Annotated in this window: 17 protein-coding genes; 11 read left to right on the plus strand and 6 right to left on the minus strand. The window is 35.5% G+C overall.

Annotation, left to right across the window (positions count from 1 at the left end):
* The first annotated feature begins 77 nt into the window (after positions 1-77).
* The 5 genes from ACTIEI_RS12275 to ACTIEI_RS12295 are packed head-to-tail and all read left to right on the plus strand — an operon-like array spanning position 78 to position 3303.
* Positions 78-953, plus strand: coding sequence for a DUF4249 domain-containing protein (locus ACTIEI_RS12275; RefSeq protein WP_439506586.1), 876 nt, complete (start codon positions 78-80; stop codon positions 951-953).
* Between the two features lie 9 nt (positions 954-962).
* Positions 963-1907 (plus strand): thioredoxin-disulfide reductase, encoded by a 945-nt coding sequence (gene trxB / locus ACTIEI_RS12280; protein ID WP_439506587.1) that lies wholly within the window; start codon positions 963-965, stop codon positions 1905-1907.
* Between the two features lie 3 nt (positions 1908-1910).
* Positions 1911-2273 carry a dihydroneopterin aldolase gene (folB, locus tag ACTIEI_RS12285; protein WP_439506588.1) on the plus strand — a complete coding sequence of 121 codons (363 nt, stop codon included), beginning with the start codon at positions 1911-1913 and terminating at the stop codon, positions 2271-2273.
* Between the two features lies 1 nt (position 2274).
* Positions 2275-3036, plus strand: coding sequence for a tetratricopeptide repeat protein (locus ACTIEI_RS12290; RefSeq protein ID WP_439506589.1), 762 nt, complete (start codon positions 2275-2277; stop codon positions 3034-3036).
* A 9-nt stretch (positions 3037-3045) separates the two neighbouring features.
* Positions 3046-3303, plus strand: coding sequence for an acyl-CoA-binding protein (locus ACTIEI_RS12295; protein ID WP_439506590.1), 258 nt, complete (start codon positions 3046-3048; stop codon positions 3301-3303).
* Here the strand turns inward: ACTIEI_RS12295 and ACTIEI_RS12300 are convergent.
* A complete protein-coding gene (locus ACTIEI_RS12300; protein ID WP_439506591.1) occupies positions 3300-4655 on the minus strand; it encodes an MATE family efflux transporter in 1356 nt (451 codons plus the stop codon). The two genes, ACTIEI_RS12295 and ACTIEI_RS12300, sit on opposite strands and share 4 nt — an antisense overlap.
* Before the next feature lie 92 nt (positions 4656-4747).
* Between ACTIEI_RS12300 and ACTIEI_RS12305 the strand changes: the two genes are divergently transcribed.
* Together ACTIEI_RS12305 and ACTIEI_RS12310 are read left to right on the plus strand one after the other, a co-directional pair.
* The gene (locus tag ACTIEI_RS12305) at positions 4748-5590 is read left to right on the plus strand and encodes a DUF3822 family protein (protein WP_439506592.1); all 843 of its coding nucleotides are present in this window, start codon (positions 4748-4750) and stop codon (positions 5588-5590) included.
* Entirely contained in the window at positions 5587-6129 is a 543-nt protein-coding gene (locus ACTIEI_RS12310; RefSeq protein WP_439506593.1) for an RsmD family RNA methyltransferase, read from the plus strand. The genes ACTIEI_RS12305 and ACTIEI_RS12310 overlap by 4 nt, the downstream gene beginning before the upstream one ends.
* On the opposite strand, the gene ACTIEI_RS12315 is transcribed toward ACTIEI_RS12310, so the two are convergent.
* From ACTIEI_RS12315 to ACTIEI_RS12330, 4 genes are all read right to left on the minus strand, one after another.
* On the minus strand, positions 6126-6863 hold the full coding sequence (locus ACTIEI_RS12315) for a DUF2490 domain-containing protein (RefSeq protein WP_439506594.1): 738 nt from the start codon (positions 6861-6863) through the stop codon (positions 6126-6128). The two genes, ACTIEI_RS12310 and ACTIEI_RS12315, sit on opposite strands and share 4 nt — an antisense overlap.
* Entirely contained in the window at positions 6845-8719 is a 1875-nt protein-coding gene (locus tag ACTIEI_RS12320; RefSeq protein WP_439506595.1) for a dihydrolipoamide acetyltransferase family protein, read from the minus strand. Before ACTIEI_RS12320 ends, ACTIEI_RS12315 begins: the two co-directional genes overlap by 19 nt.
* Positions 8720-8814: 95 nt before the next feature.
* A complete protein-coding gene (locus ACTIEI_RS12325; protein WP_439506596.1) occupies positions 8815-10071 on the minus strand; it encodes a competence/damage-inducible protein A in 1257 nt (418 codons plus the stop codon).
* Between the two features lie 10 nt (positions 10072-10081).
* Positions 10082-10498 (minus strand): acyl-CoA thioesterase, encoded by a 417-nt coding sequence (locus ACTIEI_RS12330; RefSeq protein ID WP_439506597.1) that lies wholly within the window; start codon positions 10496-10498, stop codon positions 10082-10084.
* Positions 10499-10650: 152 nt separating this feature from the next.
* Here ACTIEI_RS12330 and ACTIEI_RS12335 point away from each other — a divergent pair, with 152 nt between their 5' ends.
* Genes ACTIEI_RS12335 through ACTIEI_RS12350 form a run of 4 tightly spaced genes read left to right on the plus strand, consistent with a single transcriptional unit; the run spans position 10651 to position 17008 of the window.
* Positions 10651-13683, plus strand: coding sequence for a tetratricopeptide repeat protein (locus ACTIEI_RS12335; protein WP_439506598.1), 3033 nt, complete (start codon positions 10651-10653; stop codon positions 13681-13683).
* 17 nt (positions 13684-13700) lie between these two features.
* Positions 13701-15494 (plus strand): hypothetical protein, encoded by a 1794-nt coding sequence (locus tag ACTIEI_RS12340; protein WP_439506599.1) that lies wholly within the window; start codon positions 13701-13703, stop codon positions 15492-15494.
* A gap of 11 nt (positions 15495-15505) precedes the next feature.
* Complete coding sequence (locus ACTIEI_RS12345; protein WP_439506600.1) at positions 15506-16093, plus strand: hypothetical protein; 588 nt, start codon at positions 15506-15508, stop codon at positions 16091-16093.
* A gap of 15 nt (positions 16094-16108) precedes the next feature.
* Entirely contained in the window at positions 16109-17008 is a 900-nt protein-coding gene (locus ACTIEI_RS12350) for a class I SAM-dependent methyltransferase (protein ID WP_439506601.1), read from the plus strand.
* Here the strand turns inward: ACTIEI_RS12350 and ACTIEI_RS12355 are convergent.
* Positions 17005-17808 carry a glutaminyl-peptide cyclotransferase gene (locus ACTIEI_RS12355; RefSeq protein WP_439506602.1) on the minus strand — a complete coding sequence of 268 codons (804 nt, stop codon included), beginning with the start codon at positions 17806-17808 and terminating at the stop codon, positions 17005-17007. The genes ACTIEI_RS12350 and ACTIEI_RS12355 overlap by 4 nt on opposite strands.
* Between the last annotated feature and the right edge of the window lie 13 nt (positions 17809-17821).

Here is a 17821-nt window from a genome sequence, read left to right on the forward strand (position 1 = left end):
GCTACGTTTTTTGAAAACGCTCCGAAATATCGGGGCGTTTTTTTTAATCTTTTTTTCCTAAATGTTGTTATTATATAATGCGCCAAATACCTTTTATATTATTGATGCTGTTTTTATTGGCTTGTGAAAAAGACATTCAAATTGAGCCCTTACAAAACGAACCGAAATTGGTAGTAGATGCCGAAATTGAGAATGGACAAGCACCAGTGGTGGTACTTTCTAATTCACTCAATTATTTCTCTACTATTGATACCGCAACACTTTTTGCTTCATTTATCAAAGATGCTAAAGTACTGCTCAATAATGGCACTAGAACGGTAACGTTACAGGCGAATGAATTGCGTTTTCCACAAGGTGGGCGATATGTATTTTACACTACACCCCTTACTGATCGTATGTTGGGTGAAACGGGGAAAACGTATCAATTAACAATTGAACATAATGGTAAGCAATACCAGTCTACAACTACCATACCAATAATTTCAAAAACCATTGATAGTGTTTGGACTAAAAGAGTTACTAATAGACCAAGTACCGATAGTTTTAGGGTATTGATGGCACGTATTTTTGACCCTCCTGGTTTAGGAAACTACATACGTTATTTTACTAAAGTAAATAGCCAACCGTTTTATCCTGGGTTTAACAGCGCTTTTGATGATGCCATTATAGACGGTAAAACATATAATATTGATATTGACAAAGGGGTAGATAGGAACCAGCCATTTGAGAGAGAAAACTATGGTTTTTTTAAATTGGGGGACACTGTTACCGTTCGCCTCGCAAATATTGATAAAGCTACCTATGACTTTTGGCGTACATGGGAATTTGCTTTTCAATCAATCGGAAATCCTTTCTCTTCACCAGGAGTGGTAAAGGGAAATATCAGTAATGGTGCATTGGGTGCTTTTTGTGGATATGGTTCTCAATACAAAACTTACATTTGCAAAGATTAAAAATTGAATATGGAACAATCAGCTATAGAGAAAGTATCGGTATTAATAATAGGATCTGGTCCTGCTGGCTACACTGCAGCAATTTATGCTGCTAGAGCAAATATGAAACCTGTTTTATATCAGGGAATCCAGCCGGGTGGACAGTTAACAATCACAACAGAAGTAGAGAATTATCCTGGTTATCCAGACGGCATTCAAGGACCTGAAATGATGCTTCATTTTGAAAAACAAGCTAGTAGAATGGGGGCTGATATTCGTTATGGATTGGCTACAAAAGTAGATTTCAGTAGCACCCCACACAAGATTTGGATAGATGAAGAAAAAGAAATTCATGCAGATGCCGTAATTATTAGTACTGGTGCTTCTGCAAAATGGCTAGGTATTCCGAGTGAAGAACGTTTGAATGGATATGGTGTTAGCGCCTGCGCTGTTTGTGATGGATTTTTCTTTAAAGGAAAAGAAGTAGCTATTGTTGGTGCGGGTGATACTGCAGCAGAAGAAGCAATTTATTTAAGTAAGTTATGTACACAAGTACACATGATTGTTCGTAGAGATCAAATGCGTGCAAGTAAAATAATGCAAGACAGAGTGTTGAACACCCCCAATATTAAAGTGTATTGGAATTCGGAAACCGATGAAATCTTAGGGGAGAAAAAAGTAGAAGCTGTCAGAATCAAGAATAATAAAACAGGTGACACAGAGGAAATTCCAGTGAGTGCATTCTTTGTGGCAATTGGTCATGAACCCAATAGCACCATATTTAAGGACTATGTAGAAATGGATGAAACGGGTTATATCTTAACCGTGCCTGGTACTACCAAAACCAATGTGGCTGGAGTTTTTGCAGCAGGAGATGTGCAAGATAAAAACTATCGTCAAGCAGTAACTGCTGCTGGTAGTGGCTGCATGGCAGCATTGGATGCAGAGCGCTATTTAACTTCTATTGGACACTAAAATATGAGCAACGCAAGCATTCATTTAAATGATTTGAGGTTCTTTGCTTACCATGGATTATACAAAGAGGAGCAGGTTTTAGGGAATGAGTTTGCGATTAATATAGAGGTTGGGTTTTCACCTAAATCCTTTCCCATATTGCATATCGCTGATACCATTAATTATGCCTTGGTATATGAAATGGTTAAAAAGCGCATGCAAATTGCAACTCCATTATTAGAAACCCTTGCATCAGATATTGCAAATGAAATTTTGGCACAGTTTTCTCTAGCTGATTATGTACATATTTCCATTAACAAATTAAAGCCACCTATTGTGCAGTTCGTGGGCAGTTTAGGGGTTTCATTAAAAGTGAATAGAATATAACATGAAAATCAGACTTACTTTACTCATCGCATTTTTTTGTAGTTGGATGGGAACTGTTTTTTCACAAGACATTGGTCTTTTAGCCAAAGAGGCCGAAAATTTTGAACGACAATTAAAAGAACCAGAAGCCTTGGCAAAATACAAGCAAATCATTGTATTAGAGCCCAACAACATAAAGTATTTGGTGAAAGCTGCAGAATTAGAGGTAGCTATAGGAAGCAGAGAAAAGGAAGAAAAAAGCAAACGCTTATTTTTTGAATCTGCAATGGCTTATGCTCAAAGAGCATTAAAAGCAGATACCAATAGTGCTGATGCCAATTATGCTATGGCAACAGTATCTGGTAAAATGACCGACTTAGATATTGAAAATAAAAAAATAGTGGCCTACGTTAAAGACGTAAAGGATTATGCAGACAAGGCATTAAGTATTAATCCCAATCATGGCAGAGCTAACTATACTTTAGGTAAATGGCATTATGAAATGGTTACTTTATCTGGTATCAAAAAAGCCGCGGTTAAATTATTTTACGGTGGTTTACCTAATGGAGACTTAGATAAAGCCATTTCATACATGGAGAAATCTAGAACAATAGAACCATATTTTGTTACCAATCAATTAGATTTGGCCAAAGCATATAAAGAAAATAGGCAGCCTGCTAAAGCCATTGAAATTTTAGAGCGATTAGTAAAAATGCCCAATCGTTCTTTTAATGATATTGCATTAAAAGCAGAGGGTGCTAAACTATTGGCATCATTACAATAAAACCATCATATGAGCTTACAAGAATTATTTTTAGAAGCTGTTGCTAACAGCAAAACGTTGTCAGAAAAACCAGATAATGACACCCTATTAAAGCTTTATGCATTATACAAGCAAGCTACAGAAGGTGATAACAAGGAAGAAGGTCCTTCCAATATGTTCGACTTTGTAGCTAAGTTTAAACACGAAGCTTGGGTAAAATTGCAAGGTCTTGCCAAAGAATCTGCTATGCAACAATATATCGACTTAGTGAAGGAATTGAAGGGCTAAATATTGATTTTTTTCCAACGATTGCTGGTAATATACCAAAATGATGGAATAAACATAATAGTCCAATAAACCCATTCGCTTGCCCATCCCCATGTGATGGGCAAGTTCATTTTTTCTAATACAATGTAGACATATACTAAGTAAAAAATTATCGTTGCGATTTCTGTAAATAAATTCATTTTAGAATTTCCAGTTCCTGTTACTGCATTAACCCAAACTGTTGCGGCAGACATCATAATCATTGCAATAGATACTACTCTTATAACTGGAATGCCAGCCTGTATAAAGTCTTCACCTTGTCCATAAATACCAAGGAAGGCCCTTGGAAAAGCATTCAGGAGTATAAATACAATGAATGCAAAACCCATGCTCCACTTTAATATTCTATAAATTAATGGGAGTACTTCTTCTTTTCTTCCTTGTCCAATCACATTACTAACCATAGTATTAGTTGTAGCAGCGAATGCCCATGTAAAACAACCAAAGAATCCAAATAGGTTTCGCATCGTATTTGAAACAGCTAGATCTCTTGCGCCGTGATGTTCAATCAAAATATAAAAATATTCCCAACTCATAATACTGATTACATGTTGAAGTATGAGCGGGTATGATTGATTTAAAATTAGTTTTATATAAGAATATTGATAGGCAACTTTTTTAAACAAATTGATTTTTTGGCTAATCCCATTGAATCTAATAACAAAAAATACAGCTAACAAACCTGCCCCCTCCGCTATAATTGATGCATAGGCGGCCCCATTAAATCCCAAATTAGGCATACCTAGTTTGCCATAAATTAATCCATAGTCAAAAATGATATTAACGATGGCTTCACTTGCAGTCCCTAATACAAGAAGTTTGCTTTGATTTATTCCTACCAATAACGCATTGCGCATTTGATAAATATAGAGTAGGGGTAAGCCCCAAATCCGTATAGATAAAAAACTTACCGCCATGTTGATGCCTTCTTGATCATGTAGGGACCATTTTAAAATCATGGGGGCTACAAACCAGGTCATTAAAATACCAAAACTGGCGAAGAACATAGCTATTCTAACTCCATGCCAAAAAAGACTTCCTATTTCATCAATTTTATTTTCGCCTGCTCTTCTAGAAATTAATGCTTGTAATCCATTATTCAATCCATGCCCAATAACTGCAAACATGAGGTAGTATACCCCGGTAATGCCTGCAATTCCTAATTCTTTCTGCCCTAATCCCCCCAAAAAAATATTATTGGTAATAAAGTTGATTTGAGGAACTACAATAGATGCAGATATGGGCAAAGCTATTCGCAGGATAGCTTTGTTTCCTGTATTAACCTTAAGATTGAGTGGTGAATGGACATTCATATTGGGTTGCGAAGTTAGTAAAATGAAGTCTGATAATATCTTCGCTCTCCGTTAATGCTTTTTTATATATTATTGCAGCGTAATTACTTTGAATGGCTAGGAAAAAAGCAGGATTTTATAAAGATGATCCTATAAGCGGATCTGCATTTCAGCTCATAATAGAATTGGATGAGCAAGAGCTGCGTTGTATGTCTAAATCAATTGACAGCGGAACTATTGTTGCATTTGAATATTTTAGTTTAGATAAAGACCAAACAGAAGATTGGAATGATATCTTTTACGAAATCAAAACTATTTCTAAATTGTTCAATAAAACCTATAAACTGGTTACCTGTTTTTTCTGTACACCCGAGTCAATTTTGGTGCCAGAGAAGTTTTTAACTGCCACTTCAGCTGAAGATTATTTGAACCTAATTTATGGGGAAAGTAATAGGATGGATGTGAAATATGAAAAGCTAAATTCTACCAAAAGCTTGATCAATACCTATCGCATTAAGAAATCTCTCGCCGAATTATTTACCCGACAATTTATCATATTTCAAACAGCGCATGTTTACACATCTTTGTTAAACGATGTGATGAATAGGAGAAAAAATGAAGAGCAATTGGTGAAATTGCAATTTTATCATGGGCATTTTATCATTGCAATTTTCAAGGATTCAGTTATTCAGATGATTCAAACCTTCCCTTACAAGTTGGCAGAAGACGCATTGTACTATATACTTAGGTGTAATCAACAGTTTGGTATAGATGCTAAAAAAACCATTGTTGAATTGAATGGGATGATTGATTTAAATACTGAGCTGTATGATAATTTATTTAAAGTATTTAGTCATATCGAATTAAATACAACGGAAGCTTCTGGTATTATGTTAGATGTAAATAAAGAATATCCGGCTCATTATTTTGCGCCATTTTTTAAATTGGCTTTATGAGAATAATATCTGGGAAATGGGGTGGGAGGCGCATTAATCCTCCAGCTAATATGCCCCATACTAGACCTACTACCGATATAGCAAAAGAGGGCTTGTTCAATATTTTACAAAATAGAATGAGTTTCGATGGGATTGAAACGCTTGATTTGTTTGGAGGAACAGGTTGCATCAGTTATGAATTGGCTTCTAGGGGCGCTGAACATTTAACTATTGTAGAGAAAGACCCTATTATGCATGGATTTATTGGCAAAAATGTCACTATGTTGGGGATGGAAAATGTACAATTGCTTAAAATGGATGTATTTGCTTTTTTACAAAGTTGTACGAAACAATTTGATTTTATTTTTGCTGGGCCACCTTATGCGTTGGGTGCCATTGATGAAATTCCTAAAATTATTGTGGCAAAAAAAATGATTGCTCCGGGTGGGTTCTTTGTTTTAGAACATACGCCTCGAAACGCTTATGAAAAAATGGAAGGATTTTCTTTTGTAAGAAACTACGGTACTACATTATTTTCTTTTTTTGTAGCGGTAGTTTAATCAACTGAACCTATATTTCTTATAGCCGTCGATTTGCTTTTACTAAAAGTGAATTGTAGGCTTGTTTGTAAAAAATTCTTGTATTGTGCCCTGTTCTGACTAAAAAAGTCTGAACGATAAATCCAACCCATCTGTAAGCTTAGCTTATTGCTGAAATTATATCCTCCGCCTAAATAGAAACGGTTTTGCTCATAAAATACATTTTCATTATTAAAGTGAAATTCGTTAGATGTATTTAAAAAAAATGTTTTATTCGTTATTGTTTTTTTATTGATTGGTATCACAGCACTAAGTCTGTACCTAAATCTATTTCTATATCCAGCTGAAGTATATCGTTGTTCTGCTCTCAATCGATGTTCTATCCTAAGCGAGGGAAATGTTTGATTATAAATCAATTGTTGCCATATCCGATTTTCCGAAACCAAGAAGGGTAATTTAAAATTATCATTAACTTGATAAGTGACGTATCGGCCTGTTCCTACTAAAGCAGATAAAGAGGGAGTAATCATATATCCAATACCACCTTTCACTTCATGGTAATTAAAGTGATCATAAGTTTGTTGAGAACGCAATTGAAGTTCTACAAATCCGTGCCATTTGCTATTGTAATTAAAACGTCCGGTAAGCACATTCCAAGTACCTAAGCCTGGTGTTTGTGAAAATAAAAGCGTGCTGTATAAAAAAGCCCCGATTAAAATCAGGGCTTTTTTTAAGTTTATATGTAGTGGAACCATTGTTTATTAATATCCCATTTTTCAAACTCTTTAGCCACTTCAGTGAGGAAGCTGGCACCAATACTGCCATCTACTATTCGATGGTCATAACTCAAAGACAAGTACATCATATGCCTTATTGCAATGAAATCTCCTTCAGGACCTTCCATTACCATTGGTCGTTTTTTGATTGCACCAACTGCAAGGATGGCTACTTGTGGCTGACTAATAATTGGTGTTCCCATTAAGCTACCAAATGTACCTACATTGGTTAAAGTAAAGGTACCACCTGTGGTATCTTCTGGTTTTAATTTAGCATTTCTTGCAGCATCAGCTAGGCTATTAACTGACTTACTTAATCCTACAATGTTCAATTGGTCTGCACCTTTAATAACAGGGACAATCAAATTGCCAGAAGGAAGGGCGGTAGCCATGCCAATATTAATGTCTTTCTTTAAAATGATTTTATCTCCATCCAAAGAGCAATTGATATATGGGAAACGTTTTATTACGCTTGCAATACATTCTACGAACATTGGGGTGAATGTAAGTTTAGTCCCTTCACGGTGCTCAAAATCACCTTTCACTTTGTTTCTCCACTGTACCATATTTGTAACATCTGCTTCCGCAAAACTGGTAACGTGTGGGCTAGTATGTTTACTGTCCACCATATGCTTCGCAATTAGCTTGCGCATACGATCCATTTCTATTATTTCTGTAGCGCCAGAAACGCTGACCATCGCAGGATCTGAATATTTCCCTACGGATGGTGCAAAAATTGCTTGAGGTGCAGGGGGTACAGGTGCCGAATAAACTGCAGCAGCTTGTTCGGGAAATCTAGAATTGCTCTTTATAAGTGGCTCAACAGGTACAATGGGCACAATGGGTTCTTGGTAAACAGGAACAACTGGCTGTGGTACAGGCTGTGAGATGGGTTGCGGTGGAACAATTGGTTGTGGCGCTGCTATAGGTTGTGCCACAGGAGCTGCCACTGGTTGTGCCACAGGAGCTGCCACTGGTTGTGGAACTTCAATTGGTTGTGGTGCCGCTGTAACAATAGGTTCTGGTGTAGCTATTGGTTGTGTCGATGGTATTGCTTGTGCAACATGAGCTGCAACTGGTGCTACAATTGGTTGTTGTGATACAGGTGACGGTGACGCAACCGGTTGAGGTTGAGGTGGCGCCACAGGTTGTGGTGCTGAGGCATACATTGGAGCTGGTTGGTAGGTTGGAACCCTTCCAGCTTTCTTATCAGCTACGTATTGTAAAATATCTTTTTTGGAGACACGTCCATCATTGCCTGTACCAGGAATTCTTTCTAATTCACTTAAACTAATGCCTTCACTATTGGCAATATTTAATACTAGTGGCGAATAAAATCGGTTTGATGCGGGTTTATTCATGAAGTCTATCATAGGAGCTGATGGCGTGTATGGGACTTCTTGAATGGGTGTAGCTGCTGCTACTGGTGTAGGAGCAGGGGTTGGTTCAACATATTGTTGAACAGGAGGTGGAGCAACAGCAACTGGTACTTCAACGGGAGTTTCAATTACTGGCGCATGGGCTTCAATAGTAGGTGCTGGAGCTTCAATAACAGGAGCAGGGGTGGGAGCAGCAACTGGAGCAGTAATATTTGCTGCGGTTTCTACTCGCACAATTACTGTGCCTATCGGTACCACATCGTTAACATTGTAGAGGATTTCAGTAATGGTCCCTTCTACTGTAGACGGTACCTCACTGTCTACTTTGTCCGTAGCAATATCCAATACGGTTTCATCTAATTTTACTTGGTCGCCTACTTTCTTATGCCATTTAAGAATGGTAGCTTCCATTATACTTTCACCCAGTTTGGGCATCACCAATTCAGCTATTGCCATATTGTACTACTATTTAAAACGGGTTAATAAGGTATAGTTCAAATACACTATCCACTACTAATTAACAAATATAGTAGTTGATTACGATTAAGTTATCAACTATTATCCACAATCATAGTTCTTATCATATTCAATGCGTTGACTGCAGTTAGGTTGATATTACGCTCCCTGTCAAATTGAAATTGAAAGTCTTTAGCAATAACATTGTTATTAGATGCTACTGCAATCCAAACCAAGCCTACTGCTTTTTCTTCTGTAGCGCCACCTGGTCCCATAATTCCACTTACTGCAATTGCATAATCGGTATTCATTTTTTTCATAACGGCAACTGCCATTTGGGAAACCGCTTCTTTGCTAACTGCACCAACGGTCGTTAATGTCTCGTGGGAAACATCTAATAGTTGTTCTTTTATAATGTTCGCGTAAGCGATAATTGATCCGGTGTAAAATACCGATGAGCCTGCATGTTTACTTAATAAATGAGCAATATACCCTCCAGTGCAACTTTCCGCTGTTGCAATAGTTTGTTTTTTAAGTTTTAATAAATTACCAACTACCACCTCTAATGGTTCGTCTTTGTCAGTAATTAAATATTCTAAAACATTGTTTTTCAGTTCATTAAAATGATTATTTAAATCATTATTTAAGGCTTCAAGGTCGGTGCCCCAAGCGCTTAATCTAAGCCTTACCATCCCGTAATTGGGTAAATATGCCAATTTAATATGAAGAGGTAATGATTCTTCGAAATCTTTTATTTTTTCGGCCAAAAAAGATTCGCCGATTCCCGCAGTTAATAGTGTTCTGTGTTCAATAAATCCACTGCTGAACCATTTTGAAGTTAATGGCAAAACATGGTTTTGCATGATCCATTTCATTTCATGCGGTACACCAGGCATAGCAATGATATGGGTATTTTTCTTGGTGAATAACATACCTGGAGCAGTTCCCTTTTCATTTTTTAAAACGGTACATATATCTGGAACTTGAGCTTGTAAAGTATTTCGCTCAATCATTGGCCTTTTTAAAATATGCTCAAATATATAGGTTACATGGGCTAGGGTGTCTTGATCCATGACCATTTTCCCGCCAAAATAATCGCATAAAAGTGGCTTGGTGATATCATCTGCAGTAGGGCCTAATCCCCCTGTAATTAATACTAAATCTGATTTTTCAATGGTTTCATCTAATGCCTGCCAAATATCCTCTCTGTTGTCGCCAACTGCGATTCTGTTTTTCACTTGTATGCCAACTTTATTAAGTGATTGAGCAATCCAACTACTATTGGTATCAATTACTTGACCAATCAGTAATTCGTCGCCGATGGTTATGATAGATGCATGAATTTTTTTCATTCAAAGGGGCTTATTTATTTCCAAAATAGGGTGCGAATGTTGCCAATAAATCTGCTGGCATGCAGGTTCGCTTATTGGTTAAGTTATCAATGAAATAGAGTGTTACCTTTCCAGTGGTGAGCAACTTTTTCTTTTCATTAAACACTTCGTGTTCAAAACAAATTTCATGACTACTGGGTAGGGTCCTTAAAATGGTTTTGATGGTAATCAACTCATCATAATGCGCAGGCCTTAAAAATTTTGCTTCCATAGCCACTACGGGCATTCTTACTCCCATTTCTTCCATTTTCTTATAAGTAAAACCCAATGCTCTTATACATTCTGCTCTACCAACTTCAAAATATTGGGCGTAATTACCATAATATACAATATCCATTTGATCAGTCTCTGCATATCTAACTCTAACTGTGGTGAAATGTTCGTACATTTTTCCGATTTGTTGACAAACTTACGACCTAATCCTGTTTTTCCACAAATGCGATGTTTAAACAAGCTTAACAAGCACTCAGCTTATCTTTAACAATGCTTTGCCACTTAATACCAATAAATAAAAAAATATTTGCAATATATATTCCTCCCATGTTTAAATATTTTACGATCATATCTTTTGCCATTTTTGCTTTTTCTTCCAATATTGAAGCGCAGGAAACTTTTGAATTGTCTAATCCTGATGCCGCTTTTAAATCGGCAAAGCAATTTTATCAACAAGATCAATTTAGTTTGGCATTCCCCATTTTTAAAAGATTATTTAATAATGGAATTAAACAAAGCAATATGCCTTTTCAAATTATGGCAGATGCTCAATATTATTATATAGTATGTGGATTGCAGCTAGATGAAAAAGGTGCAACTGAAATGGCTAAAACATTTATTGCATTAGACAATCACCTTGCACACACGCAAATGGTTTCTTTTTATTTGGGAGAGTATTATTACCAAAGAAAAGAATATAATGAAGCTTTAGCATATTACGCAAAATGTAATATTGCCAATTTGAACAATCGCCAGATTGCTACAATGAAGTTTCATCAGGCATATTCCTATTTTGTGAATAAAGATTTTGCAAAAGCCAAGCCATTGTTTAATGCAATAAGACAATTGCCTGCAGACCCGAACTATGTTGATGCAAATTATTATTTTGGCTTCTTGGCTTTTAATGATCAAGCGTATGATACTGCTATTGAATGCTTTTTAATTGCTGAATCTCATCCCGACTATCAACATGTAGTGCCCTTTTACTTAACAGAGTTGTACTATTTTAGTGGTAATAGAGAGAAAGCATTGACCTACGGAGAAAATGCGATTAAAAAAAATGGACAATATTACGATTTACAATTAAAACAATTAGTTGGACATTTATTATTTGAAAAAAGAGCTTTTGATAGGGCGCTTCCTTATTTGGAAGCTTATGTTGCAGCTAGTGAAAAAGTTAGAAGAGAAGATTTATATGAATTGTCTTATTGTTATTATGAGGCAAAAAATTGGAGTAAAGCTATTCAAGGGTTTAAACAAATTGGGGGATCATTAGACTCTTTAGAGCAGAATAGTATGTATTTATTAGCAGACGCTTATTTGAAAACCAATGATTTGCAGAATGCAAGAAATGCCTTTCAGTTTTGCGCAGCCAATAATAGCAATAAAGTACAAAAAGAAGTTTCTAGCTTTCATTATGCAAAACTTTCTTACGAGTTAGGATATTTTGATATTGCTGTAAAAGGGTTTCAACAATTTATAGCTAATTATACAGGGTCTGATTATACAAATGAAGCCAAAGAATTATTAGTTAGCACACTTGCAAATACCAATAGCTTTAAAGATGCATTAACTTTATATGAATCCTTGCCTAATAAATCTTCAAATGTAACTGCACTTTTGCCTAGATTATTATATGGGAGAACAGTTGAATTAATTAATGATCAAAAACTAGATGGAGCTGAATTACTATTAGATAGAATATTGGTTACGCCTAATAATACGCTACAGTTGCCTTTTGTCTATTTTTGGAAAGGAGAGTTGAGTTACCGTGCTGGTAAAATGGATGATGCTATTCAGTTTTTATCTCAATACCTAAAGTCTCCAGTGAGAAATGGCGAAGTTAACCCAAGTAATGCCAGATATAATTTAGCCTACGCTTATTTAAAAAAGGAACTCTATAAACCAGCCAGGGAACAATTTGAATTGGTAAATAAGAACCCGCAGTCTGCATTAAATAATGTAGAGAAAGATGCTGTAGTTAGAGCTGCTGATTGTTGGTTTATGTTGAAGGAATATAGAGCAGCCACAAACTTATATGATCAAATTATCCAATTGAGATGGACTTCTGCCGATTATGCTACGTATCAAAAAGCCATTATTGCTGGTGCCACAAATAATCAATTGCAAAAGCTATCATTATTGCAATCGATTCCAGATATATATCCACAATCAAATTTGATAGCTCAAGCCAGATTAGAAATAGCCAATACGTATTTGGCAGATGAAGCATTTGAAAAAGCACTTGTGCCTTTGCAGGCTTTACTTAATCAAAAGGAGGCAGCAGCACTTTATCCTATTGCCTATCAAAAGATGGGTATCGCGTATTTTAATTTGAATAATAATGAAGCTTCTCTCACTCAATTTAAGCAGCTAGTGAGTAAATATCCCAATAGTGCTGAGGCAGAATCATCTGTTGAGTATATTCGAAATATCTTCATTGACCAGCAAGCTCCACTAGCGTTTATCAGTTTTATGGAAGCAAATGGAAAGAAGATTGCCGGAAATGAGGCAGACTCTATAACGTATAAATCGGCAATGATTCGCTTTGAGTTAAAAGATAATATTGGTGCAGAAGCTGGTTTTAAAGCCTACTTAGAAAATTTTTCTAAGGGGAAATATGCAGTAGAAGCAAATTATTTTTTGGCTGAAATTAATTTAGTCCAGAAAAAAAATAAAGAAGCTTTAAATTACTATAAGGCAGTAGCTGCATTATCTCCTAATAAATATGCTGAACGTGCTGCATTGCAAGCGGGAAGGATTTATTACTTTGATTATCAAGATTACACTAATGCTGCGACTTACTATACGTTGTTAAAAACAATTGCCTTACAGCAAGAAAATAAATTGGAAGCAATGCGTGGTCTATTACGTTGCCAATTTAAAACTCAGCAATTTGAACAAGCAAGTCCTAATGCTGCTGAATTATTACTGCAAAAAGGAATTGCTACTGATGATCGTTTGATGGCAGGCTTTGTTATTGCAAAGAATGATCAATTGAATAAAAAATATCAGCAGGCTTTGCAAGGATATCAATCGCTATTAACATTGGGTAAATCTGAAATAACTGCAGAGTCGCAATACCGTATTGCAGAACTATTATTTCAATTGGGCAAATTAGATGAAGCTGAAAAAGCTTCTTTTGAAGTGATTAAAAAGTATGGATCTTATACTTACTGGGTAACCAAGAGTTACCTATTAGTGGGAGATATTTATCTGAATCAAAAAGATTATTTCAATGCTGAAGCAACATTTAAAAGTGTAGCTGAAAACGCTGAAATGGATGAACTCAAAAAAGAAGCTGCTGCTAAACTAGCAATAGTGATTGCCGAAAAAGAAAAAAATAATAAAGTACAATAGTATAAATAAAGGGTATTATGAAAACAAAAATTGCACTAATTATATTATTGTTATTCACGGGATGGTCTATGGATACTTTTGCGCAACAGCGTAAAAGCAAAAAGAATAAAGCCAAACAAACTAAGGTTACAAAAAAGAAAGCAAAAGCTAAAAAATCGAATAAAAGCAATGAGTCAACCAAGCTTAAAACGGATAAAGTAAGCGATTTGTCTGTATCCTATACGGTTGCTAATTCATCTAATACCGATACGGGTGTTACTAGAACTGTTGTAATTACATCAGCGTTTAAACCATCTTTACAAAATGCAGCCAAAATCAATTTTACCGCAGCAACTAGTATAATTGATTCTTCTCGATTGCCATTAACTTATAAAGTTCCTTCTTCTAATTTATTCTTTTTATACCAGCCTATTCCGTTAAAGCCATTGGCATTGCCACCTGATTCACCTCAAGTTTGGAAAAACACTCAGCGAGTTAAAGTAGGGGTAGGAAACTTAAGTTCGTTTATGGGGGAAGGACGCTTCTCTTTTGGTGATGGCAAACATTCCATTACACAGGTTCAAACGAGTTTTATTGGGTCAAGGGGGAAATTGTACGCGCAGCAATTCAGCAAGTTTGATTTAGATATTTTGTCTGTAATTAATTCTAACAACAACCTAGAATGGACTTCAAATGCAAAATTTAATAGTACAACAAGATACCGCTACGGATTCATGCCTAATACACTTGTATACCCAAAAGATGAATTACAATTAGTGTATAATGGGTTGTTTTTAGAAGTTGGAGTGAAGAATAAACAAACTACTCAATCTGGTATTGATTTTCATCCTATCATTCAGTTTAATCGGTTTACCAATACCAATAATGCTGGTGAAAACAATATCATTATAAAAGCACCTATTGAAAAATCTTTTGGAAAAATGGTTGGCATAAGTATTACTGCTAATGCAGACATAGCCAAATTAAGTACTCCAAGTTCAATGAGTAGTGCCATTAATAATAATTTGTACAGCATTGACCCAAGTATATTGCTTAAAACCCCCAATGTAAAATTGAACCTTGGTATAAAACCTACTTGGAATAATGGTGTATTTAACCTTTTACCCAATTTCACCTTTAATACTAGAATGCCCAATTCCAATTTATCTGTAGAAGCAGGATTTAAAGGTTCTTTTCAAAAAAATAGTTTTCGTTCGCTTGTTCAGTTTAATCCATGGATTGCTATACCTAACCAACTTAGAAATACCCGTTCTATTGAGCAATATATAGGCTTGAATGGTAGTACAAACAATCATTTCTCCTTTAATGCCCAGCTGACTTTAATGCAAATGAAAGACCAACCAATTTTCATTAACCAATTGGGAGATGGCAAAGCTTTTGATATTTTATATACCAATATGAATGCCTTTAAATTAAGCGGAGAAATCAATTATACTTTTCAAGAAAAGTTATCTTTTTTAGCTAGTGTTAGTTATAGTAAGTTTAGCAAACTTAATGCTGTTACGGATGCGTTTGGTTTAATTCCTTTAGAAGCAACCACCGGATTAATTTGGAAACCTATTGGCGATTTACAGGTAAAAGCCGACCTGTTTTATCGCGCTGGTTCTTTGTATCAAGATTCATTTTCCTTTACTGCAAAAAGGCTTGCACCAGCTTTGGATATGAATTTGGGCTTTGAATTTGGCATTTTACCAAAGCTAAATTTATGGCTTCAAATGAACAATCTTTTTAACAATACTTACCAACGTTGGAACCAATACCCTGTTTTTGGTTTTAATGTTATGGGAGGAGTTGTATATTCGTTCCAATAAATGCTATTTTCATGTATCTATACCTTCATAAATACCTTGTACTGAATAAAAGACTAAGTATTCCAGACCTAGGTAGCTTTGTGATTGAATCTAATACTGCTAAATTAGATAATGCCAATGGCTTCTTGTTTGCACCTGCCCCAGCAATTAAATTTAAACAGGAACAAACACCGCCTTCCGATAAATTCTTATTTGATTTTATTTCCGATGAGATAGGAGTTGATCAAATGACCGCGATTAAACAGTTTCATGATTATGTATATAAGATTAAAACGGCTTTAACAACTCCAGAAGGAGCTGTTATTACCGGTATTGGTACTTTACGTAAAGAAGAGAATGGGTATATTTTGTTTACCCCTGAAAAAAATCTTTTAGATTTATTGCCTCAGGTTAAAGTAACAGATGGAATTGCGCAGTTTAATAACGATGTAGAAAAAAACAATTTAGACGAAGAAAGGAATTTTACCCAACAAGAAGAGGAGGATATACGCGAGCTATTAGGTAAAGAAAGTCAAAATAAATCAGGTGACAATTGGTGGGTTTATGCAATTATACTTTTGATGATTGCTATAGGGGCATTGCTGTTTTATTATGTTTAAAGTATTTGATGATTTATGTTTACACCCTTACATTATTACACTTGTCCTAGCTGCAATTCTGATAAAATACAATATAAATTAACTGCTAAAGATCATACAGTTAGTAAGGAAAATTTTGATATTTGGCATTGTAGTCAATGTGATTTACAGTTTACACAAGATGTGCCAACCATAGATCAAATTGGGCCCTATTATCATTCTGAAAATTATATCTCACATTCTAATACAAAAAAAGGATTCATTAATCAACTTTATCATATTGTTAGAAATTATACATTAGGATCAAAGGCAAGGTTAGTTAAGCGTTATACAGGCAAATCAACTGGTAGATTACTGGATATTGGTGCAGGGGTAGGGGCTTTTGCGGCAACTATGAAAGCGCAAGGCTGGGATACAACTGCTTTAGAACCAGATTCAAGTGCAAGAGCGGAAGCTAAAAATCAATATGGTATAGATTTGTTGTTGCCCAATGAATTATATTCATTTGAACCGGAGTATTTTGATGTAATTACATTGTGGCATGTATTAGAACATGTTCATGACTTACAAGGATATTGGAAAATTTTCAATCAAATTTTACCAGTAGGAGGTAAGTTGGTGATTGCGGTTCCAAATTATACTTCAGTGGATGCCAGGTATTACGGGGCTTTTTGGGCAGCTTATGACGTGCCAAGGCATTTGTATCATTTTTCTCCAGCTTCAATCGCTCAGTTGGCTGGCATACATGGATTCAATGTTATAGCAACTCAACCAATGTGGTTTGATTCTTTTTATGTATCTATGTTGAGTGAACAATACCAGCACGGTGTATCTCGCTATTTAGCTGCATTCTGGCAAGGATTGAAATCTAATTTAGCTGCATTAAATAATCGCAATAGATGTAGTTCAGTCATTTATATTTTACAAAAAAATTAATTCAGCTTTATTTCATATAAAGCCGGCCAACGCTTTCCTGTTATCAATAGGTTTCCTGTTGTAGGGTTAAATGCAATGCCATTTAATACATCTGTATTTGCTACAATAGGCTGATTACTTTGTTGCAATAACCCTGATAAGTTTATTCTACCCAGTACTTGTCCTGATGTAGGGTCAATTTTCAAAATAAAGTCGGTTAAATATTGATTAGCATATATGTAACCATTAACCCACTCTAATTCATTGAGATTACTCACATATCCGTTGTTGTCTGAAACGCCTAAAGTTTTGGTGATTTTAAATGTAGCTGGATCCACCCAATATAAGTTGCTTTCTCCTGTTGATACTAACAAAGACTTTCCATCTGTCGTAATTCCCCAACCTTCATAAGTCCAATCGAAAACCTTTTCTTGTTTTAATGTTTTAAGGTCATATACATATACCTTATGATCCTCCCAGGTTAGTTGATAAATCTTGTTATTTAAAATGGTAATCCCTTCTCCAAATTCATTATCAGGAAGCTTAACCGACTTGATCGCTTTTCCTGTTTTAAGATCGGTTAATAATAATTTACTTTCTGTTTTCCAGCCAGTGCCCTCCCACAATTTTCCTTCATGCCAAATTAATCCTTGCGTATAGGAAGAAGTATCATGTGGAAATATATTCAATACTTGAAAAGGAATATTCGAAGGTACTTGTACAGCTTGTACATTATTTTGTTCTACATTATCCGACTCCGCATTTGAGTTGCATCCGATAATAAGCATTGCTAGAACCAAAAAATAAAATAGCTTTCTCATGGTTTAAATTGAA

The organism is Sediminibacterium sp., from assembly GCF_051860225.1.
In the GTDB taxonomy this organism is placed as follows: Bacteria; Bacteroidota; Bacteroidia; order Chitinophagales; family Chitinophagaceae; genus Sediminibacterium.